We start from the raw sequence: 19,779 nt of genomic DNA, 5'->3' as shown, positions 1-19,779 counted from the left end.
AGCCGTGCGCTCAGCGCGCAGGCGAGTCGATGCGCTGGAGGATGCGCTCCGCGTCCTGCCCGAGCCTGCGCAGGCGCTCGCCGGACAGGTTGTCCACGACGAGGCGGCGGACATGGGCGACGTGTCCGGGGGCGGCCGCCTCCAGTTTGTCCATGCCGGCGGGCAGGAGGATGGCGTTGGTGAACCGTCCGTCGGTCGGATCCGGCTCCCGCCGGACGTAGCCGCGGCTCTCCAGCCGCTTCACCATGTGCGACAGGCGGGACAGCGACGTGCTGGCGTGCTCGGCCAGGACGCTCATGCGCAAGGTCCGCTCGGGGGCCTCGGACAGCATGGCGAGGGTCATGTACTCGACCATGCTCAGCTCGGCGTCGCGCTGGAGCTGGGCGTCCACCGCCCAGGGGAGCCGGGTGATCAGGCGGACCACCGACATCCAGGAGGCCAGCTCGGCCGGCGTGAGCCACAGGTCCGCATGCTCGTCCGGCGCCTGGGGCGTTCCCTCCTGGTTCGTCATCTTGCGAGCGTATCACTTGAACAGTCATGCCAATCGGGCCGAACTCCCGTTGAGGAGACCGGTCCCTCCACCCGGCGGCCAGCTGCTACTGTGGGGCCAGATTCAACGGAATGCGCGAAAAATCGCTCCTGAATGGTGTTTCTGAGCGGCGCCCTCGCGGTGTTTGTTCCCTTCGCGGAACCCCAGTGCTTCCTTCGTGACCACAACGAAGGCAGAAGACTGTGCACCAGCACCGTGTCATCATCGCCGGCGCCGGACTCGGCGGCCTCACCCTCGCCCACGGGCTGCGCGCCCGCGGCTTCGACGTCGCCGTGTACGAGCGGGACCCGCACCCGGGCGCCAGGCCGCAGGGCTACCGCGTCCAGCTCGACGAACCCGGGCTCGCGGGCCTGGAACGCTGCCTGCCGGAGCACCTCTTCCGGCTGGGCCTGGCGACCGCCGCCTCGCCGCCCGCCCGGGTCTCCGTCCGCGACCGCCACCTGGGCGCGCTCGCGGACCGGCCCACCGCGCCGGCCCCCGATCCCACCGACGGCGCGGCCCACCCGTACCGCTCGTACGCGTTCAACCGGCCGACGCTGCGTCAGATCCTGCTCTCCGGCCTGGCGGACACCGTGCGCCACGGCGCGGAACTGCTGAGCTGGGAGAGGGAGCAGGACGGAACGGTCACCGCGCGGTTCGCCGACGGCCGCAGCGCGAGCGCCGACCTGCTGGTCGGCGCGGACGGGGTCGGATCGGCGGTACGCCGACAGCTGCTGCCGCACGCCCGGGTCGAGGACGCGGGACTGCGCCTGATCTACGGCAGGATTCCGCTGGACGGGCTGGGCAGCGGGGTCGGAGAGGTCGAGGAGGCGGGCGGACTGCCGCCGTGGGTGTTCGACAGCATCTTCACCGTGGTGACCGGCGGTCCGGGAAGCCCGCACGTCGGCTTCGGGCCCGTGCGGTTCGCCCGCCCTCCCGGTGCCGCCGGCCCGGCACACACACCGCCCGTCCCCCTCGCCCCCGTCGGCGACTACATAGCCTGCCTGGTGGGAGCGCCGGCGGACCACCCCGCCATGCCCTCGTTCGAGGCGCTGCGCGGTCTCGACGGCCCCGCCCTGCGCGAGCTGGCCGGACGCCTGGTGGGCGACGACTGGCACCCCGACGTGCACCGCCTCCTGGACCGCTGGGAGACCGACTCGCTGTTCCCGCTGCGCATCTCCACGGCGGGCCCCGTACCGCCGTGGGAGCCGGGCCCCGTCACCCTGCTCGGGGACGCGATCCACGCCATGAGCCCGGTGCTGGCGATGGGCGCGAACACCGCGATCCGCGACGCCGCCGAGCTGACGCGGGCCCTGGCCGGGGCCGCGGCCTCCGGTGCGCCGCTGGTGGACGGCGTACGCGCCTACGAGCTCCGGATGCGGGAGTACGCCTTCTCCGCCGTGGCCGCCTCCCGGCGAACCGGCCGAGAGCGGGTCGGACAGCGCTGACGGCCCAGAGGGGCGGGTCCTGGCCCCGGACGGCGGTCCACCCGTGGTGACGGTTCGTCAGGAATGACGGCTGCCGAGCCGGTCACCCGGGTGGTCGCCGGGGCAGGTCGAGGCGGACGAGGTGCTGGTCGGTGCCGCCGTCGGGCCGGTGCACGGTGCGGTAGGCGTACGGGACGGTGCTGGCGGGGAAGGTGACGATGCCCTCCTCCACGACGGGCCGCTGGTCGGCGATGGCCCGCAGCCGGGCGTCGGTGTCGGCCGGCAGCTGCGGCTCGGGCGGGCGGCGGTGGCGGCCGGCCATCCTCAGGCCGTCGGTCGCGACGGGGCCGGGCGGTCCGACCGGCCGGCCTCGCTGCGCCCGGGCCGGTTCACGAGGTCCTCCTCGCGGGCTGGTCCGCCCCGCCGGCCCCGCCGGCCCCGTCGATTCCGTCGGCCAGCAGCGGCAGGTAGTGCTGGAGGTACGGCGGGACCTTGAGGTCGAGCACCTCGGCCAGGGGGACCATGCGGACGGCCAGGCCCTCGTCGCCGAGCCGGAGGTCCGTCTCCGGGCCGTCCCAGGCGGCGTGCAGGACGCGGGTGAGCGGGGAGACCAGTTCGTGGTGCGGGCCGGGCAGGATCCGCAGCCCCGTGATCTCGATGCCGGCTTCCTCGCGGACCTCGCGCGCCGCGTTCTCCTGCGGGGTCTCGTCGCCCTCGCGCCAGCCGCCGATGGGGGTCCAGTAGCCAGGCCAGGCGATGCCCGGATTGTCGTCGCGGTGGTGCATCAGCAGGCGGCCGTGCCGGTCGGTGACGAGGACCATGATTCCCTCGAACTCGCCCTCCGGGGAGGGGCGTTCCAGGTACAGCGGGGTGCCGCAGCGGTGGGCGCGCAGTACCTGGAGGAGCCGCTGGTAGCGGTCCGGTGTCATCAGCGCGTGCCAGTCGTGGGCGGTCTCGAAGCGCCACTCGGTGTGCTCGGCCGGGTCGAGCCGGATGCGGGCCTGCTGCTCCCGGGTCAGGACGCCGCCGTCGAAGACGTATCCGCACACCGGCACCGGGTACTCCGTACCGGCCTGCTCGTGGACGACCGCGACCAGGCGCCGCCGGGCGATCACCTCGGGGTTCTCCGCGGCGAGGTCGAGGCCCAGTTCCTCCTGGGCCTCGCGCAGTGCCGTGTCGAACGGGGTCTCGCCGTGCTCGACGTTGCCGCCGGGGAGGTTCCACACGGCCGGGTTGATGGTCGAGCGCATCCCGAGGACGCGGCCGTCCGGGTCGGTGACCAGGAAGCACCCGTAGACCGTGGGCCGCGCGATGGTGGTGAGGTAGCCGCCGACCGGCCGCCAGCCCGGGATCGCCAGGCGGCGGGTGAGCCACCTGATCACCTCGCGCTCACCGTCGCCGGTCTGCGGCAGTTGGTCGGGGCGGGCCCACTGCTGGTCGTCGTGCTCGGCCGACAGCGTGACCGGGGTGCCGTCCGGTACGACGGCGGTGAACACGAACTGCCGTACCCGCCGGCCGTTGCGGTCGGTGAGGTCCAGGCTCCGCGCGTACTCCAGCGGCAGCCCGGCGAGCCCGGTCCGCTCGGCCAGTTCGCGGGCCGCGCCCGCCTCGATCCCCTCGATCCCCTCGATCCCTTCGCTGTCCTCCCGGCCGCCGCCCGGGTACTCCCACCCGCCGGGAAGGGCGTCGTGCGAGGCCCGGCGGATCAGCAGGATCCGGCCGGAGGCGTCGCGGACCACCACGCCGACGCCGACCCGCTCGATGCCCTCGTGGGCGGCCAGTGCGGTCAGCACCTCGAAATCGATCACTGTGCGGACTCCTCGTTCACTCGGGCCGACGGGGCTGTTGAGCGGGCGCGACGGGACGCTTCTCCTGCCCGCCCGTCCGGGCCGAACCAGCCTCAGTGCGGCTGAGCCGGGGTGGCCGTGTGGCCGGCAGGGGACAGATGATGGCGCTGTTCGAACGCGGGGTTCAAGCAGGTCACCTCCGGGCGCGTCCGGGTCGAACGGGGAGTTTTCGAGCACCGCGCCGCCGCGGCGGGTACGCCCTCAGGGCGGTCGCGAACGGCCGTCAGCAGGGCGTCCTGCGGTTCCACTGATCACTGATCACTGGTTGCGGGAGGACCGGGCTCAGGCCCCGGCCACGATCTCGGCGCAGCGGGCGACGGTGGTCCCGGCCGCGTTCAGCTGCTCCTCGTCCACGGGCGCCCCCGTCTCCTGCTCCAACCTCTCGGCCAGTTCGGTGATCTGGAGGGAGTCCAGGCTCAGGTCCTCGAAGAGGCGGTCCTCGGGTCCGATCTCGTCGTCGGGGCGCTCGGCGAGGAGCGCGATGATGTGCCGAACACGGGCCAGCATCGCGAAGTCGGTGGTCATCTCGTACTGCTCCTGTCTCTGGTTGAACGGTTCGTGGGTTCGCGGGTTCGCGGTCCGAGGCGGATCGCGTCCGGATCACGGGCACAGCACGACCTGCGCCGCGTAGGCGAGGCCGGCGCCGAAGCCGAGGAGCAGCACCGGGTCGCCGCTGACGATCCCGCCGCTCTCCCGCAGGGCGTGCAGGGCGAGGGGGACGGAGGCCGCGCAGGTGTTGCCGGCGTGGACGATGTCGGCGGCGGTGACCAACTCCGGTGCTTCCAGGCTCTGGGCGAGCGCGTCGATGATGCGGAGGTTGGCCTGGTGGGGCACGAACGCCTTCAGGTCCCGGGGTTCGAGCCGGGCCTGCTCGCAGGCGGCCTCGATGACGGGTGCCAAGGCGGTGGAGGCCCAACGGAAGACCTTGCGCCCGGCCATCTCCATCCGGCCGGTGGCGGCGGGAATGGCGATCAGCCCGGCCAGGGCGCCGTCGCTGCCCCAGGCGACCGGGAAGATGGCCGGTTCGTCCGAAGGCAGGACCAGGGCCGCGGCCGCGCCGTCGGCGAAGATCGGTCCGGTGTCGCGGTCCTCGGGTGCCACCCAGTCGGTCATCCGCTCGGCCCCGATGACCAGGACACCGCCGGCGGTCCCGGCCCTGACCATGGCATCGGCCACGGCCAGACCGTGGTTGAAACCGGAGCAGGCGGCGTTCAGGTCGAAGCCCGCCGCCCGGCAGCCCAGGCCGGCCACCACCTGTGCGGCGCCGTTGGGCATCGGTGAGGGCATCGAGCACGTGGCCAGGACCACGACGTCCACGGCCGCGGTGCTCACCGCGGCGTCCGCCAGCGCCGCACGCCCCGCCTCGACGGCCATGGACACCACGCTGTCGGTCCCGGTGGCGTAGCGGCGTTCCCGCACCCCCACCCGCCGCGCGATCCACTGCGCCTGGCTGGTAGTGGACGGTACCGACCGTCAAACAGGCCTCGCCCACAGGGGGCACATCTCCATGACCGCCGTCCGTAGAGCCGTGATCGCCACGGCACTCCTCGCCACCACCGCCCTCGCCCTCCCTGTCGCCATCAGCGCGCATGCCGCGGAGTCGGCTGTGATCTGCAGCCGGGGCAGCGACGTCACGGGCTTCTCTCCCGGGCTGGACCCCGTCACCCGAAAGGATCAGGTCGTTACCCATCTCGATACGGGCAGCCTCTGCTCCGGGGCCACTGTTCCCGGACTCACCTCGTTCGTGGGAGCCTTCTCCGGCGCCTCCAGCAACATCTACTGCGGTGGCCCCACCGGTTCGGACTCCCTCGGGTCGGGCGTCGAGATCCTGGCTTGGAACGACGGGTCGACCTCGACCTGGAAGTTCGACGGGCCTTTCCTCGATCATTCCCCGAGCGGGACGTACGTCGATTTCCACGGCCGGATCACTGGCGGCCGCTACCGGGGCCTGAAGTTCTCCGGTCGCCTGCCGGGGCAGGACGCGCCGCCCGGAGGCTGCGAAACGGTGCCTCTCTGGAAAGCGTCAGAGGCACCGGTGAATGGGAGTTCACGCCCTGACTCCGTTCTCCCGGACCGAGCGGGCCGAACCCGCCGGGTGCCCGCTCCCCCTCCGCCCCTGGGGCGGGGAGGCGTTCACATGTTGGCGCTGATCTCGCCGCCGGTGCTGAGCACCATGTAGACGCCGTTGGCGACGGCTCCGGCGTCCTGCTGGTTCGCCTCCAGCGTGCCGTTCACCGCGCCGTCGTTGCCGAGGATCTGTGCGCGGTAGTGGAGTTCGCCGATCTTCGTGACCTTGGCCGTCCAGCCGCCCGCGAGCTTGAACGTGCCCGGTCCCTGGTGTCCGCCGCCCATCCAGGAGTGGGCCGTGCCGTCCATCGAGAGCACGATGAACATGTCGTTGAAGTCGACCCCGGCGTCGGAGTTGTGCGTCTCCAGCGTGCCGTACTCCGTACCGTTGTTGACGATCTTGGCGACGTAGTTCTGGTTGCCGGTCGCGCGGATCTCGGCGGTGCTGCCGTCCACCAGCTTCTGGGTGCGGACCGGGGACGTCCCCTTGGGCGGGGCGGCCGGCGGCGTGGTGGTGTGGCGCGCGGTGGGCGTGGCGGACGGAGCGGCGGTGCCGGGCGCGGGGGGCGCGGCCGGCGTGCTGGCGGGCGCGGCGGCGTCGGGCGTGGTGGGAGCGCTGGGCGCGGCGGCCGGCGGGGTGGTGCCCTGCGCGCTGGGCGGGGTGGGCGTGGCGGCCGGTGCGGCGGTCTGGTTCGCGGGGGACGGGCTGGAGCAGGCTGTCGCGGTGCACACCAGCAGGGCGGCCGCCAGGGCGGAGCCGGCCAGCGTGCGAACGGTGGACGAGCGACGGTTCGTTAAGGTCGACATGCGGTGCTCCTGGGCGAAGTACGGGTGAGGGACAGCTCGTTGCCGGTGGCCTCTCCTGCGGGGACCAGGAGCAACGTGGCTGCGTACAGGAACGAAGTTAGTGCGAGCAGTCGACGAAACAGACCCTGCTATGTCACCAGACTGCTACGCCCTCCCCGCACCCTCACCCGCACCGCTGGCCCTCACCTGCACCGCAGGTCGGCGCGCCACCGAATCACCGAACCGAAGCAGAGGGGTCCGGTTTCGGCCAGTTGTGCTGTTCATGTATACGCGCATTCACATCTTCGGAATGCTGACCGCACATGCTGTCGGATCTACGGCAAGGAGAAGGTCATGCGTCGAATCGCAGCCATCGGCACCGGGGCGGCACTGCTCATGGGGGCGGGGCTGATCGCCGCGCCGTCAGCCTCGGCGATCTCCTACTGCGTCACCGACCAGGGCCAGAACTGGGGCTCCGTCAACTGCCAGACCAGCGCCCCGAAGAACCACTGGCAACTCGTCCTGATCTGTGAAAGCGACAGCGTCAAGGGCATCCGGCAGACGATCAACGGTCGCTGGCACACCGGCGACGGCTCCGACATCCTGTACTGCTCCACGGGCTACAGCGCCGCCCTCACCAACGTCAACAGCGACAACTGACCGATGGGAGTGTGTGCCTGAGCGGTTTCCCGGGCGGTCAGCGATCGCGGGCCGGCGCGTTGCGCAGTCCTTCCTCGAAGGCCGAGTACGGGTACTGGTCGGTGCCGAATCCGGGCATTTCGAGCTTCTTGAGCTGCCCGCCGACGACGTGGGACACCAGCGGCACGGACAGGGCGTCCGGCCAGAGGCCGGTCCGCTTGCCCTCGGAGAGGACGCGGCGGAACGCGCCGGTGGATCCCCGCAGGCTGCGGCCGTTCGCCTTCAGCTCCTCTGCGGCGCACTCGCCGTCGCCTTCGACGACCTGAAGCAGGATCTGCTGCGCCCGGGGCGGCAGGCGGTCGTAGTACGAACGGGCCCGCTCCGGTGTCCAGCGGTCGTCGGGCAGCGCGGTCACGACGGCGTCCGGCATGGTGGCGAAGGCGAGCAGCTTCTCCAGCGCCTCGGGGGTCGGATTCTCCACGGTGATCGTGATCCTCATGGTGCAACACCCTTGCAGCCCCGGATCCTGAACACAAATAACCGCAGTAGATGTGTTGCAGACACGAAGGTCCCTTCGAATTGTCGAAGGGACCTTCAGTGCGGTTGTAGGGCTGCCCCGCGACGCTTCACGCGCGTCGAGCGGAGCCGGTGACCTCCCAGGCCGCCTCGATCATCCGGAAGATCTCGTCCACCGCGGCCTCCGGATCGGCCGCCTCGCGGGCCAGCGTGTAGGCGTCGATCGCGAACCTCGCGATCGCCCGGCAGGCCGTCGTGGTCTGCGGCAGGCCGAGGTCGGTGGCGATGGCCGTTGCCAGCGAGTCCGCGTGGCGCAGCCTCATCGACTCCTCGTACTCCCGCAGCGCGGGTGATTCCTCGATCATGCGCCAGATCGGGGCGGCGTCGTCCGCCGTGCAATGGAGCACCAGGGCGTGGACCTCGCGGCGCAGCGCGGGGATGAGCGGCTCGTGCGGCGCCCGGGCGGTGGCCGCCCGGGTGAGGCGCTGCTCGAAGTCGTCGTCCCGTTCGAACACCAGGGCCTCTTTCGAGGCGAAGTGGGAGAAGAGCGTGGTGACGGCCACGTCGGCCTCGGCGGCCACGTCCCGGATTCCCACCGCGTCGTACCCGCGCTCCAGGAAGAGCCGCAGGGCGGTGTCGGCGATCTTCTGGCGGGTCGCGGCCTTCTTGCGTTCGCGGCGTCCGGGCGGCACGGTCATGCGATCACGCTAGCAGATACATAGCCGGAACTGTTCCAAAACACTAACCGTTAGTGTTAGCGTCGGCCGCATGAAGAACATGAAGAAGGTGAGCTTCGCCGAGTTCGGCGGACCGGACGTTCTGCAGCTCGTCGACGCCGAGCGGCCCCACCCGGGCCCCGGTCAGATCCGCATCGCCGTACGGGCGGCGGGCGTCAACCCCGTCGACTGGAGGATCCGCGAAGGCCAGTTCCTCCAGGCCCATCCGATCGAGCTGCCCTCCGGCGTCGGGCAGGACGCCTCGGGGGTGGTGGACGAGGTCGGCGAGGGCGTCGAAGGGGTCGAGGCCGGCGACCACGTGTTCGGCGAGGGCTCGAGCACCTACGCCGAGTTCGCCGTGCTGTCGGCCTGGGCCCGGATGCCCGAAGGGCTGACGTTCGAAGAGGCGGCCGGCTACCCCTCCGTGGTGGAGACCGCGCTGCGGATCATCCGCCAGGTCGGCGTGCGGCCCGGGCAGACGCTGCTGGCCAGCGGTGCGTCCGGGGGAGTCGGATCGGCGGTGCTGCAGATCGCCCGCGACCGCGGCATCACGGTGATCGGCACGGCCGGGGCCGCGAACCAGGACTACCTGCGCAGCCTGGGCGCCGTCGCCACGACGTACGGCGAGGGCTGGGTCGAGCGGGTGCGGCAGCTCGGCCGGGTCGACGCGGCGCTCGACCTGGCCGGTTCAGGTGTGATCCGCGAACTCGTCGAGCTGACGGGGGATCCGCAGAAGGTGATCTCCATCGCCGATCTCGGGGCGCCGCAGTTCGGCGTCCGCTTCTCCGGCGTGGCCGGGAGCATGCCGGAGGCGCTCGCCGAGGCCGTCGACCTCATCGCGCGGGGCAGGCTCCACATCCCGGTCGAGAAGTCGTACACGCTCGCCGAGGCCGCGGCGGCACACATCGACAGCCACGCCGGCCACACCCGCGGCCGCCGGGTCGTGCTCGTCTGAGCCGCTTTCTGGAGCGACGTACCACCCTCGCACCTTGTTCCCGACCTGCGGAAACAGACCGAGGTGGTGGGTGCCACGACCCTGCCGTGGGCCCTTCCACCTCCCAGCGGCGCGTGTTCCCAGGGCATCGTCGTCCGCCCTGCGGCAGCGGGGGCAGCCGCAGGGCGGAGGCGGGCCCGCCGGTGGGGTTGAGGGCGGCGAGGGTGCGGGACCGGAGCCATGCGGTCCACCGGCTATTTCACTGGCGCGGTGCCGCGTTGTCTGCCGCCGACGCGTCGGCCTGGCCGATCAGCAGTTCGACCCGGTCGAGTGCGGCCTGTGTGGAATCGACCAGCCCGGTGTCCCCCTTGACGATCCGCAGGCGCAGCGCTTCTTGCAGATGGGCCTGTGCGCCTGCGAGGTCGCCGCGTTCCATCAGGTGCTTTCCGGTGTGCTGGAGCGCGAAGTCAAGGAGCTCCGGGTGCTGGCTCCGCGCGGTGTTCAGCGCGCTGCGGTAGAGCGCGTCCGCGCCCTGCACGTCACCGGCGTAGCGGTGCGCGTCGCCGAGGTTGAGCCTGGTGGCGAGGACGGCCCGGGTGTTGCCGATCGCTGCGGCGAGGTCGAGCGACTGCCGGAGGAACGTACGGGCGTCCGCGTGGTGGCCCAGGCACATCTGGCCGATGCCGATCCATCTGGTCAGGACCCGAGTGCGCGCGGGGTCGGTCCCCTCGGGCAAGGCCCGCAGCTCCTCGTGGAGTTGGCCGACCGCGGTGGTCAGCTCGCTCCGGTCGGTGGGGACCATCCGCAGGTTGCCGTCGTGAGTGATGAGGTGATCAAGCACTTGACCCTCCGTGGTTCGGTTCTGCTCAGCGTGGCACTACGGCTGGTCGGTCTGGTGGCGCAGTCCGGCCGGCAGCCCCTCCTCGTAGGCGTTCCGGAGGCTCAGGCGCTCGTTGGGCGTGAGATCGTCGCGGCACAGTTCGGTCTGACGGAAGCGCAGCTCAGCCGCTTTCTGTGCGGTTACGCGACCCGGCGCCCCAGGGCGTTCGTCAGTGGCCCGGGGTGTTCCCCGCCCACACGGCGGGGGTGCGGTGCGACCACGGGTTCGCTTGTTCGAGTTGTCCGGCGAGGCGGAAGAGGCGGTCCTCGCGGCCGTACCTGGCGGCGAACTGCATGCCGATCGGCAGTCCCGTCGCGGTGTCGGTCGTCAGCGGTACGGACATGGCGGGTGTGCCCGCGATGTTGAACGCCGCGGTGAACGGCGAGCGGTCGAGGAGGCGGTCGATCCAGCCGAGGCCGTCCAGGGTCTCCCCGCCCTCGGTGTAGGTGTTCAGGAGCGGGGGGAGCTCCGGCAGGGTCGGGGTGAGCAGGGTGTCGTACGCGTCGAAGTACCGTGCCAGGCTGCGGGCGACCCGGTTGCGGACCGCGAACGCGGCGACGAACTGGGCGCCGCTGACCTGCCGCCCGTAGTGGTAGCTGGTGAGGGTTCCCGGTTCGAGGGTCGAGGGGTCGGCGGGCCGCCCGAGGGCGGCGGCCAGCTCGTCGACCATGGCGGTGAGGTTCGCCGCCATCAGACGGGCGTTGGCCAGGACGAACTCCTCCCAGCCGACCCCGAGGTCGACCTCGGCCTCCTCCACCTGGTGTCCGAGGGATTCGAGCAGGCGCACGGTTCGGGCGAGGGCGTCGGCCACCGATGTGGTGGTCCGGCGTCCTCCCCACGCCTGGGTGAGGACGCCGATCCGCAGCGAGCCGGGGTGGCGGGCGACTTCCTGCGCGTAGGGCCGGGACGGCTGCTGGGCGGAGTAGGGGTCGCCCGGCTCCGGGCCGCTGATCCGGTCGAGCAGTGCCGCACTGTCGCGGACGGTGCGGCTGACGCTGCCGTGCACCGCCAGGCCGCTGAAGACCTCGTCGACGTCGGGGCCCATGGAGATCCGGCCGCGGGTGGGCTTCAGTCCGAAGAGGCCGGTGCAGGAGGCGGGGACGCGGATCGAACCGGCGGCGTCGGTGGCGTGGGCGATCGGGACCACCCCGGCGGCGACGGCCGCGCCCGCGCCCCCGCTGGACCCGCCGGCGCTCCGCCGGAGGTCCCACGGGTTGCGGGTCGGGCCGTACAGCACCGGTTCCGTCGTGATGCTGTAGGCCATCTCCGGGGTCGTGGTCCGCCCGAACGTCACGAGGCCGGCGCGGCGCAGACGCCGCATCAGGGAGGAGTCGGCGCCGGCGACGAGGCCGGCCGCGAGACGGCTGCCCAGCTCCATGCGCCGCCCGGCCATGGCGACCCCGATGTCCTTGATCAGGAAGGGCACTCCGGCCAGCGGTGTGCTGCCCGGGCTGGGCGCGTCGTCGGTGGGCCAGGTCTCCACGATGGCGTTGAGCTGCGGATCGACCGCCTGCGCGGCCTCCCGGGCGACGGCTTCCAGTTCGGCGGGGGTCACCTCGCCGTCGGCCACCAGCCCGGCGAGCCCGACCGCGTCGAAGCTCGTGTATTCGGCAATCCTCACTGTCACTCCCAGCGGAAAGAATGATACCGGCCAGCATCTGACGATACCGAACGGTATCGTATGGAGCTGCTTGGTATCGTGACGGAAGCGGGAAGGCGAGTGGGAAGGCCCCTCGGAAACCGCCGACCGGACGGCACGGAGCAGTCATGACATCGAGCACCAGAAGACCGGGCAGGGTGGCGAAGCTTCCGCCCCGTGAGCGCATCCTCGACGCGGCGGAGGAGCTCTTCCAGAGCGAGGGGATCCGGCGGGTGGGCGTCCAGGCGATCGCCGAGAAGGCCGAGACCACCAAGATGGCGATCTACCGGCACTTCGGGACCAAGGACGCACTGGTCGCGGAGTGGCTGCGGATCGTCGCCGCCGACTACCAGGAGGCCTTCGACCGGGTCGAGGCCGAGCACCCCGGCCGGCCCGGGGAGCAGATCCTGGGCCTGGCCCGCTTCATCGCCGAGGGGCTGCCGGCGATCTCGCACCGGGGCTGCCCGTTCATCAACTCCATCGCCGAACTGCCCGACCGCTCCGACCCGGCACGGCAGGTCATCGAGGAGCACAAGGCCGGCCAGCTGCGCAGGCTGGTCGCCATGTGCGCCGAGGCCCGGCTGCCCGACCCGGCGCAGACCGCGGCCGAGATCACCTTCGTGCTCGAAGGGGCGCAGGTCTGCGCGCAGAACGGGAGCGTCGACCGGGCGGGGGAGCGCCTGATGAGGATCGTCGAGGGGATCGTGTCTAGAAGCTGAGCAGGCCGATGACGCGGCCGTCGTGGTCCACCACCGGCCACGCGTCCAGGCTGCGGGAGCGCATGGCGGCGGCCGCCGTGGTGGCGGGCATGTCGGCGGTGGCGAACGGGGCGCGGTCGAGGACGATGTCGCGCACCGGGGTGCGCTCGGTGTACCAGGACCGGGCCTGGAACGGCGCGAGGTGCAGGCGGGTCAGCAGCCCGGCGCAGCGGCCGTCGTCGTCGCGGACGAGCAGGTGGTCGCTGCCGGAGCTCTTCAGGATGTCCATCGCGGTGTCGACCATGACGTCGTCGCTGATCTGCAGCTCCGGGCGTTTCATGAGGTCGCCGACCGTGGCGGTGCTTGCGGGGTGTCCGGGGGCGATGGTCATGGGCGGGCTCCTTCGTGTCGCTTCCGCCGGAGTCGGCGGTGATCGGGGCACTGGGGGAGGGGCGGCTGACGGCGTACGTCGGAGCGGACCGGGGTGCCGCGGAGGCCCGGGAGCCCGGGGGCCCGGGGGGTTGCGCGGGCCCGGCCCGCACCGTGAGCCGGGCCCGCCGGGGTGCTACGCGGCGAGGGTGACGCGCCTGGGCGCCCGGCGACGGCCCGAGGAGCCCTGGCTGTCGCGGCCGGCGGCCGCGCGGGTGTCGCCGCCGGTGGGGGCGGGGCGTCCGCGGCGGCCGCGGTTCGTGGCCGCGCTGCGGCGCGGACGCTCGACGACGGCGTCGGCGATGACGACGGGCACGCCGGTGGGGACGCGGGCGCCGGTGATGCGGGTCAGGTCCTCGTCGCCGGCGAGGACCCTGGTGGTGACGGGGGTGATGCCGGCGGTGGTCATCAGCCGGGCCATCTGGCGGCGCTGGCTGGGCAGGACGAGGGTGACGACGGTGCCGGACTCGCCGGCCCGGGCGGTGCGGCCGCCCCGGTGGAGGTAGTCCTTGTGGTCGACCGGCGGGTCCAGGTTGACGACCAGGTCGAGGCCGTCGACGTGGATGCCGCGGGCGGCGACGTTGGTGGCGATCAGCGCGGTGACGTGGCCGGTGCGGAACTGCTCCAGGGTGCGGTTGCGCTGGGGCTGGGACTTGCCGCCGTGCAGGGCCGCGGCCTTGACTCCGTTGGCGAGCAGGTCCTCGACCAGCGCGTCGGCGCGGTCCCGGGTGTCGGTGAACATGATCACCCCGCCGTCGCGGGAGGCGATGTGGGCGATCGTGGCGTTCTTGTCGTGGTTCTGCACATGCAGCACGTGGTGCTCCATGGTGCTGACCGCTGCCGCGGACGGGTCGACCGAGTGGGTGACCGGGTCCTTGAGGAAGTGCCGCACCAGGCGGTCGACGTTGCGGTCCAGGGTGGCGGAGAACAGCATGGTCTGGCCGCCTTCGGCGACCTGTTCGAGGAGCTCGGTGACCTGGGGCAGGAAGCCCATGTCGGCCATCTGGTCGGCCTCGTCGAGGACGGTGACGCCGACCCCGTCCAGCTGGCAGTCGCCGCGCTGGATCAGGTCCTTGAGCCGGCCGGGGGTGGCCACCACGACCTCCGCCCCGCGGTTCAGCACCTGCGCCTGGCGGCCGATCGACATTCCGCCGACCACGGTCGCCATCCGCAGCCGCACGGAGTGCGCGAAGGGGGTGAGCGCCTCGGTGACCTGCTGCGCGAGCTCGCGGGTGGGGACCAGTACCAGGGCCAGCGGGCGGCGGGGTTCGGCCCGCTGCCCCGCGGTGCGGGCCAGGACGGCGAGACCGAAGGCGATGGTCTTGCCGGAGCCGGTACGGCCCCGGCCGAGCACGTCGCGGCCGGCCAGCGAGTTCGGCAGCGTCGCGGCCTGGATCGGGAACGGCGAGGTGACGCCCTGGCGGGTCAGCGTCTTCAACAGGGCCGCGGGCATGTCCAGTTCGTCGAAGGACTCGACGGCCGGCAGGGCGGGGGTGGTGCTCACCGGCATCGCGAACTCGCCCTGCGGGGAGGAGTCCTGGCGGGGGCCCCGGCCGGAGGGGCGCTGGCCGCCGGCCGGACGGGAGCCGTAGAAGGAACCGCCGCCGGAGCGGGAGCCCGAGGCGGCGCGGGAGCCGGCGCCGGAGCGGGAGTTGGCGTTCTGGTACGAGGAGCGACTGGAGCGGTTCACGTGGAAACCTTCCTCAGGGCGGCGCGTCACGAGGAAGGTCCCGTGGCGCGGGGCGCCGACGGAGACCGCAAGGGAACGGGCCGGAAGTGTGACGGGCGGAGCGTGGACGGTAGAACCGTGCGGCACGTCGCCTACGGTCGGCGCTCACCCCGGAGGGGCGGGAGCGAACGGCCTCGAACCGTGAGGTGTCACGGCAGGGCACCGATCCGGACGCGGCGCTGTGAGTCTCGCGTGGGGGGGGGGATGGCCGCCGGTGGCGGAGCCAGGGGCCGAAGCGGCCGGGAATGCGTCGGTGGAATGCATCCGAGACGCAATGCCGAGGGGCCCGCACCGGGCATTGTGTACGCGGTGCGGGCCCCTCGCTGCTAGGCGGGTGCCGTGGCAGAAAAACTACAGCGGGCGAATGTTCTCGGCCTGCGGGCCCTTCTGGCCCTGCGTGACGTCGAACTCGACCTTCTGGCCCTCGAGCAGCTCACGGAAGCCGTTGGCGTTGATGTTCGAGTAGTGGGCGAAGACGTCCGGGCCGCCACCCTCCTGCTCGATGAAGCCGAAGCCCTTTTCCGCGTTGAACCACTTCACGGTGCCATTAGCCATAAAAATAATCTCCTTCAAAGGCTGTCCGAAGCCCGCACCATGCAGGCCTCGAGTCGCCGCGATGAGCACCCACCCGGGGAAGAGCCGGGAAACAAAAATGCGCCTGCAAAACATCAGCAGGCGCACACAAAGTCCATGGGAACCACTACTGCAACTCGTACGACTCTAGCAGGCTCGGGCCCGCCATGGGCGAATATGGCACCCCGGGTTTCACGGGAGCCTCCCCCGGGGCTGCCGGATTTCAGAAAAGACCGCCCTTGTGCTCTCCGGCGCCAACGGCAGGAAGTGTCAATTCTGCCGCCGCGGACGACCTCGGACGACCTCGGGTGACGGACTTCGCGGACGGGGCGTCCGGGACCCGCGCCCGGCGGGCCTGCCACAAGGCCGTCGCAGGGCTGTCGCAGGGCTGTCGCAGGGTTGTGACACGGCGGGGCCCGACTCCCAAGGAGTTCCTCATGACGCGCACGTAACGTCGCGCACGACATGGCGGAGAAGCGGGAGGCGATGGAGATGCGGAAACTGGGGCACGGAACGCGGCTGATCGGGGTGAGCGTGATAGCCGGGATCGTGGCGGCGGGCATAGCCCTGCCCGCGGTGGCGGCCGCCGGGCTCGGCGCCCAGTCGGCGGCCGACGACTTCCAGAACCTGCCCGACGACTTCAAGACCCCGCCGCTCTCACAGGCCTCGACGATCCTCGACGCGCAGGGCGGCACGATCGCCACCGTGTACGACCGCGACCGCACCGTCGTCCCGGCGGACCAGATGTCCCCGCTGGTGAAGACCGCACTCGTCGACATCGAGGACAACCGGTTCTACGAGCACGGCGCGATCGACCTCAAGGGCGTGCTGCGCGCCCTCGACAAGAACGCCACCTCCGGCGGCACCGCGCAGGGCGCGTCCACCCTGACCCAGCAGTACGTGAAGAACGTCTTCGTCGACGAGGCGGGCGACGACCCGCAGAAGGTGGCCGAGGCGCAGCGCCAGACGATCGGCCGCAAGATCCAGGAACTGAAGTACGCGATCAAGGTCGAGGAGACCCTGAGCAAGGACCAGATCCTCACCAACTACCTGAACATCACCTTCTTCGGCGAGAAGGCCTACGGCATCGAGTCGGCGGCGCGGCGCTACTTCGGCGTGCACGCCAAGGACCTCACCCTGCCGCAGGCCGCGCTGCTCGCCGGACTGGTGCAGTCGCCCACCGGCTACGACCCGACGGTCAACCCGACCGCGGCGAAGGACCGACGCGACACCGTGCTGCGCAAGATGGCCGAGTACGGGCACATCACCAAGGAGCAGGCCCAGCAGGCCATCGCCACCCCGCTCGGGCTCAACGTCCAGGCGCCGCAGCAGGGTTGCATCCTGGCCAAGCAGGGCGAGGGCTTCTTCTGCGACTACGTGCGTCAGACGGTGCTCACCGATCCGGCCTTCGGCAAGTCGGCGGCCGAACGGCAGGCGGTGTGGAAGCGCGGCGGCCTCCAGATCCACACCACGCTCGACCCCAAGGCCCAGGCCTCGCTCTACGCCTCCGTCACCGCCCACGTGAACGCCGGCGACCAGGCGGCGACCGCGATGAGCATCGTCGAGCCGGGCACCGGCAAGATCCTCGCGATGGGCCAGAGCCGCCCGTACGGTGTCGACGGCAAGCAGCACCAGACCCAGATCAACTACAACGTCGGCAAGGCCATGGGAGGCGGGCTCGGCTTCCCGACCGGCTCGACGTTCAAACCGATCGTCGCCGCGGCGGCCCTGGAGAACGGCATCTCGCCGAGCCAGAGCTACACCACCGACTACAGCATCCCGTGGCCGGCGATGACGGACTGCTCCGGCGGCCGGTTCCCCTCCGCCGGGCAGGTGCACAACGACAGCCAGAGCCTCACCGGCCAGTTCGACATGAAGACGGCCATGGCACAGTCGGTCAACACCTACTTCGCCAAGCTGGAGGGCGACGCCGGGCTGTGCAACGTCGCCCGGATGACCAACGAGCTCGGCATCACCCAGCAGGCGGGCGGCGAGAAGCTCCAGGTCGTCCCGTCGATGACGCTCGGCAGCAACGACCTGACCCCGCTGGAGATGGCCGGCGTCTACGCGGCCTTCGCCGCCCACGGCACCTACTGCGCGCCGACCGCCATCGCCTCGGTGACCGGCCCCGACGGCAAGCAGCTCGCGGTGCCGCAGGCGAACTGCTCCGCCGTGATGTCGACCACGACCGCCGACACCGTCACCGCGATGCTCAAGGGCGTCGTCGAGGACGGCACCGGCCAGACCGCCGGCCTCAGCAGCCGCGACAGCGCCGGCAAGACCGGCACCACCGACGCGAGCCGCCAGGTCTGGTTCGTCGGCTACACCCCCGAGATGGCCGGCGCCACCGTCGTCAGCGACACCGACAACCCCAAGCCCCTGGACGGCCAGCGCATCGGCGGCACCGTCGTGGGCCAGGCCTTCGGCGGCACCCTGGCCGGCCCGATCTGGCGCGACGCCATGAACGGCGCCCTCGCCGACACTCCGGCCGGCACCTTCACCCCGGTGCAGCTGCCGTAGCTGCGCGGGACGAGTGGTGCACCGGGATCCGGGGCCGCGCCGACGGAACTCGGTGCGGCCCCGGCGCCCGGAGCCCGGCGGTTGGGGGCCGGGGACCGGGGGCCGCTCAGCGGCCGTGCCCCTCCAGCGGCTCGCCGGACAGACGCTGCGCCAGGTAGACCGGCAGGACGGCCAGGACGATCAGCACCGAGGCCACGACATCCACCACCGGGCCCTGGTTGGGCCGGGCCAGGTTCTCGAAGATCCACAGCGGCAGCGTCCGGGTGCCGGGGCCCGCGGTGAAGGTGGTCACCACGATCTCGTCGAAGGAGAGCGCGAAGGCCAGCAGCGCCCCGGCGAGCAGCGCGCTGCGCACGGCCGGCAGCGTCACGTACCAGAAGGTCTGGAAGGTGTCCGCCCCGAGGTCCGCCGACGCCTCCTCGACCGACGGCGCGATGCGCCGCAGCCGCGCCGACACGTTGTTGAACACCACCACGATGCAGAAGGTGGCGTGCCCGACGACCACGGTGAACAGGCCGAAGCCCACCCCGAGCGGGGTCGGCACGGTGCGGAACGCGGCGTTGAGCGCGATACCGGTGACGATGCCGGGCAGGGCGATCGGCAGGATCAGCAGGAAGGAGACCGACTGCCGGCCGAAGAACCGGTACCGGGTCGCGGCGAAGGCCGCCATGGTGCCCAGGACCAGCGCCACCCCGGTGGCTCCGAGCCCGGCCTTCAGCGACGTGGCCAGCGCCTCGCGCAGCCCGGTCTCCTGCCAGGCGGCCGTCCACCAGCGGGTGCTGAAGCCGGACGGCGGCCAGGCGAAGGAGCGCGAGGCGTTGAAGGAGTTCACCAGGACCAGCAGCAGCGGGGCGTAGACGACGGCGAACCCCAGGGCCGTCGCCGTCCGGAGCAGGATCCGGGCACCGCGGGAGAGTTGCATCAGGGCCTCGGCCTCACAGACTGTCCAGTGCGCCGGTGCGGCGCACGGCGAGCAGGTAGCCCACGATCAGCAGCACCGGGACGCAGGACACCGCGGCCGCCAGGGGCAGGTTCAGCGTCACGTTGGACGCGATGACGTTGCCGAGCATGGACGTGGTGCCGCCGACGATCTGCACCGTCAGGTAGTCGCCCAGGCTCAGCGAGAAGGTGAAGACCGACCCGGCGATGAGCGCCGGCCTGGCCAGCGGGAGCACCACCGTGCGCAGGGTCCGCCAGGGGCCGGCGCCGAGGTCCGCCGCGGCGGCGAGCAGGCTGTCGGGCAACTGTCCGAACGCGGTGCACAGCGGCAGCACCATGTAGGGCAGCCACAGGTACGCGAGCACCATGACCACCGCCGGCACGCCGAAACCGGGGGAGTGCCCGCCGAAGGGGGCGGTGACCCAGTCCAGGACACCGCCGTGGCTGAGCATCACCCACCAGGCGTAGGCCTTGACCAGGTAGCCGGCCCACAGCGGCGTCAGCACCGCCACCAGCAGCAGGCGCCGGCTCCCGGGCCGGGCCACCCGGGCGATGAAGAAGGCCATCGGGAGGGCGACCACCGCGTCGATCACCGTCACCGACACCGCGATGCCCAGCGTGCGCACGGCGACCGTCCGGTACTGCGGATCGGTCAGCAGCGACCGGAAGTTGTCGAGCGTCCAGTGCTGTTCGACGGCGGAGGTGAACGCGTTGGTGGTCCAGAACGCGGACAGCAGGAGGACCGCCAGCGAGCCGAGGTACGCCAGCACCAGCCAGGTCATCGGCGCCGCCAGCAGTGCCGCGAGCCGCAGACCTGGGCGCCGGTCCAGCAGCCCGGCCAGCCGGCGCATCGGGGTGCGTGTCGGAGCGCGCGCGGGGGTGTGCGCCGGGGTGCGTGCCGCGGCGGGGGC

20 protein-coding genes are annotated in these 19,779 nt (G+C 71.9%); 5 read left to right on the top strand and 15 right to left on the bottom strand.

Features of this window, described 5'->3' with window-relative positions; translation table 11 throughout:
- Positions 1–10: 10 nt before the first annotated feature.
- Positions 11–511 (bottom strand): MarR family winged helix-turn-helix transcriptional regulator, encoded by a 501-nt coding sequence (locus tag ACFVTF_RS08160; RefSeq protein WP_387810714.1) that lies wholly within the window; start codon positions 509–511, stop codon positions 11–13.
- A 221-nt stretch (positions 512–732) separates the two neighbouring features.
- Between ACFVTF_RS08160 and ACFVTF_RS08155 the strand changes: the two genes are divergently transcribed.
- A complete protein-coding gene (locus ACFVTF_RS08155; protein ID WP_387810711.1) occupies positions 733–1,977 on the top strand; it encodes an FAD-dependent oxidoreductase in 1,245 nt (414 codons plus the stop codon).
- An 82-nt stretch (positions 1,978–2,059) separates the two neighbouring features.
- Here ACFVTF_RS08155 and ACFVTF_RS08150 read toward each other — a convergent pair whose 3' ends face one another.
- From ACFVTF_RS08150 to ACFVTF_RS08130, 5 genes are all read right to left on the bottom strand, one after another.
- Positions 2,060–2,278 (bottom strand): hypothetical protein, encoded by a 219-nt coding sequence (locus ACFVTF_RS08150; RefSeq protein WP_063352329.1) that lies wholly within the window; start codon positions 2,276–2,278, stop codon positions 2,060–2,062.
- A gap of 67 nt (positions 2,279–2,345) precedes the next feature.
- The gene (locus ACFVTF_RS08145) at positions 2,346–3,764 is read right to left on the bottom strand and encodes an NUDIX domain-containing protein (protein WP_387810708.1); all 1,419 of its coding nucleotides are present in this window, start codon (positions 3,762–3,764) and stop codon (positions 2,346–2,348) included.
- Positions 3,765–4,085: 321 nt separating this feature from the next.
- Complete coding sequence (locus ACFVTF_RS08140) at positions 4,086–4,328, bottom strand: acyl carrier protein (RefSeq protein WP_331744498.1); 243 nt, start codon at positions 4,326–4,328, stop codon at positions 4,086–4,088.
- Positions 4,329–4,403: 75 nt separating this feature from the next.
- Positions 4,404–5,240 carry a beta-ketoacyl-ACP synthase 3 gene (locus ACFVTF_RS08135; protein ID WP_387810784.1) on the bottom strand — a complete coding sequence of 279 codons (837 nt, stop codon included), beginning with the start codon at positions 5,238–5,240 and terminating at the stop codon, positions 4,404–4,406.
- Positions 5,241–5,936: 696 nt separating this feature from the next.
- Positions 5,937–6,677, bottom strand: coding sequence for a hypothetical protein (locus ACFVTF_RS08130; protein WP_387810706.1), 741 nt, complete (start codon positions 6,675–6,677; stop codon positions 5,937–5,939).
- 333 nt (positions 6,678–7,010) lie between these two features.
- Here ACFVTF_RS08130 and ACFVTF_RS08125 point away from each other — a divergent pair, with 333 nt between their 5' ends.
- Positions 7,011–7,316, top strand: a complete 306-nt coding sequence (locus tag ACFVTF_RS08125) for a hypothetical protein (RefSeq protein WP_387810703.1) — start codon at positions 7,011–7,013, stop codon at positions 7,314–7,316.
- A gap of 37 nt (positions 7,317–7,353) precedes the next feature.
- On the opposite strand, the gene ACFVTF_RS08120 is transcribed toward ACFVTF_RS08125, so the two are convergent.
- Both ACFVTF_RS08120 and ACFVTF_RS08115 read right to left on the bottom strand, forming a co-directional pair.
- Positions 7,354–7,794, bottom strand: a complete 441-nt coding sequence (locus ACFVTF_RS08120; RefSeq protein WP_387810700.1) for a hypothetical protein — start codon at positions 7,792–7,794, stop codon at positions 7,354–7,356.
- A gap of 127 nt (positions 7,795–7,921) precedes the next feature.
- On the bottom strand, positions 7,922–8,509 hold the full coding sequence (locus ACFVTF_RS08115; RefSeq protein WP_387810697.1) for a TetR/AcrR family transcriptional regulator: 588 nt from the start codon (positions 8,507–8,509) through the stop codon (positions 7,922–7,924).
- A gap of 79 nt (positions 8,510–8,588) precedes the next feature.
- On the opposite strand from ACFVTF_RS08115, the gene ACFVTF_RS08110 reads away from it, so the two are divergent.
- Positions 8,589–9,482: an NADP-dependent oxidoreductase gene (locus ACFVTF_RS08110; protein ID WP_387810781.1), complete on the top strand. Its 894-nt coding sequence runs from the start codon at positions 8,589–8,591 to the stop codon at positions 9,480–9,482.
- Between the two features lie 238 nt (positions 9,483–9,720).
- Here ACFVTF_RS08110 and ACFVTF_RS08105 read toward each other — a convergent pair whose 3' ends face one another.
- Both ACFVTF_RS08105 and ACFVTF_RS08100 read right to left on the bottom strand, forming a co-directional pair.
- Positions 9,721–10,302, bottom strand: coding sequence for a tetratricopeptide repeat protein (locus ACFVTF_RS08105; protein ID WP_387810694.1), 582 nt, complete (start codon positions 10,300–10,302; stop codon positions 9,721–9,723).
- A gap of 208 nt (positions 10,303–10,510) precedes the next feature.
- Positions 10,511–11,962, bottom strand: coding sequence for an amidase (locus ACFVTF_RS08100; protein WP_387810691.1), 1,452 nt, complete (start codon positions 11,960–11,962; stop codon positions 10,511–10,513).
- A gap of 146 nt (positions 11,963–12,108) precedes the next feature.
- On the opposite strand from ACFVTF_RS08100, the gene ACFVTF_RS08095 reads away from it, so the two are divergent.
- A complete protein-coding gene (locus ACFVTF_RS08095; protein ID WP_387810688.1) occupies positions 12,109–12,699 on the top strand; it encodes a TetR/AcrR family transcriptional regulator in 591 nt (196 codons plus the stop codon).
- Here ACFVTF_RS08095 and ACFVTF_RS08090 read toward each other — a convergent pair.
- The 3 genes from ACFVTF_RS08090 to ACFVTF_RS08080 form a co-directional block, all read right to left on the bottom strand.
- Positions 12,689–13,069, bottom strand: a complete 381-nt coding sequence (locus tag ACFVTF_RS08090) for a CBS domain-containing protein (RefSeq protein ID WP_387810686.1) — start codon at positions 13,067–13,069, stop codon at positions 12,689–12,691. The genes ACFVTF_RS08095 and ACFVTF_RS08090 overlap by 11 nt on opposite strands.
- A 174-nt stretch (positions 13,070–13,243) precedes the next feature.
- Complete coding sequence (locus tag ACFVTF_RS08085; RefSeq protein WP_387810683.1) at positions 13,244–14,797, bottom strand: DEAD/DEAH box helicase; 1,554 nt, start codon at positions 14,795–14,797, stop codon at positions 13,244–13,246.
- Between the two features lie 390 nt (positions 14,798–15,187).
- On the bottom strand, positions 15,188–15,391 hold the full coding sequence (locus tag ACFVTF_RS08080) for a cold-shock protein (RefSeq protein WP_030918248.1): 204 nt from the start codon (positions 15,389–15,391) through the stop codon (positions 15,188–15,190).
- Between the two features lie 483 nt (positions 15,392–15,874).
- Between ACFVTF_RS08080 and ACFVTF_RS08075 the strand changes: the two genes are divergently transcribed.
- Entirely contained in the window at positions 15,875–17,929 is a 2,055-nt protein-coding gene (locus ACFVTF_RS08075) for a transglycosylase domain-containing protein (RefSeq protein ID WP_387810680.1), read from the top strand.
- A 106-nt stretch (positions 17,930–18,035) separates the two neighbouring features.
- Here ACFVTF_RS08075 and ACFVTF_RS08070 read toward each other — a convergent pair whose 3' ends face one another.
- Together ACFVTF_RS08070 and ACFVTF_RS08065 are read right to left on the bottom strand one after the other, a co-directional pair.
- Positions 18,036–18,851 (bottom strand): ABC transporter permease, encoded by an 816-nt coding sequence (locus tag ACFVTF_RS08070; protein ID WP_387810677.1) that lies wholly within the window; start codon positions 18,849–18,851, stop codon positions 18,036–18,038.
- A 13-nt stretch (positions 18,852–18,864) separates the two neighbouring features.
- Positions 18,865–19,719, bottom strand: coding sequence for an ABC transporter permease (locus tag ACFVTF_RS08065; protein WP_331745434.1), 855 nt, complete (start codon positions 19,717–19,719; stop codon positions 18,865–18,867).
- Positions 19,720–19,779 lie beyond the last annotated feature (60 nt).

The sequence above is a fragment of the Kitasatospora sp. NPDC057940 genome, assembly GCF_042887425.1.
In the GTDB taxonomy this organism is placed as follows: domain Bacteria; phylum Actinomycetota; class Actinomycetes; order Streptomycetales; family Streptomycetaceae; genus Kitasatospora.
Note: the sequence above shows the minus strand (reverse complement) of the source record. Positions and strands in the feature narration are given on the sequence as shown.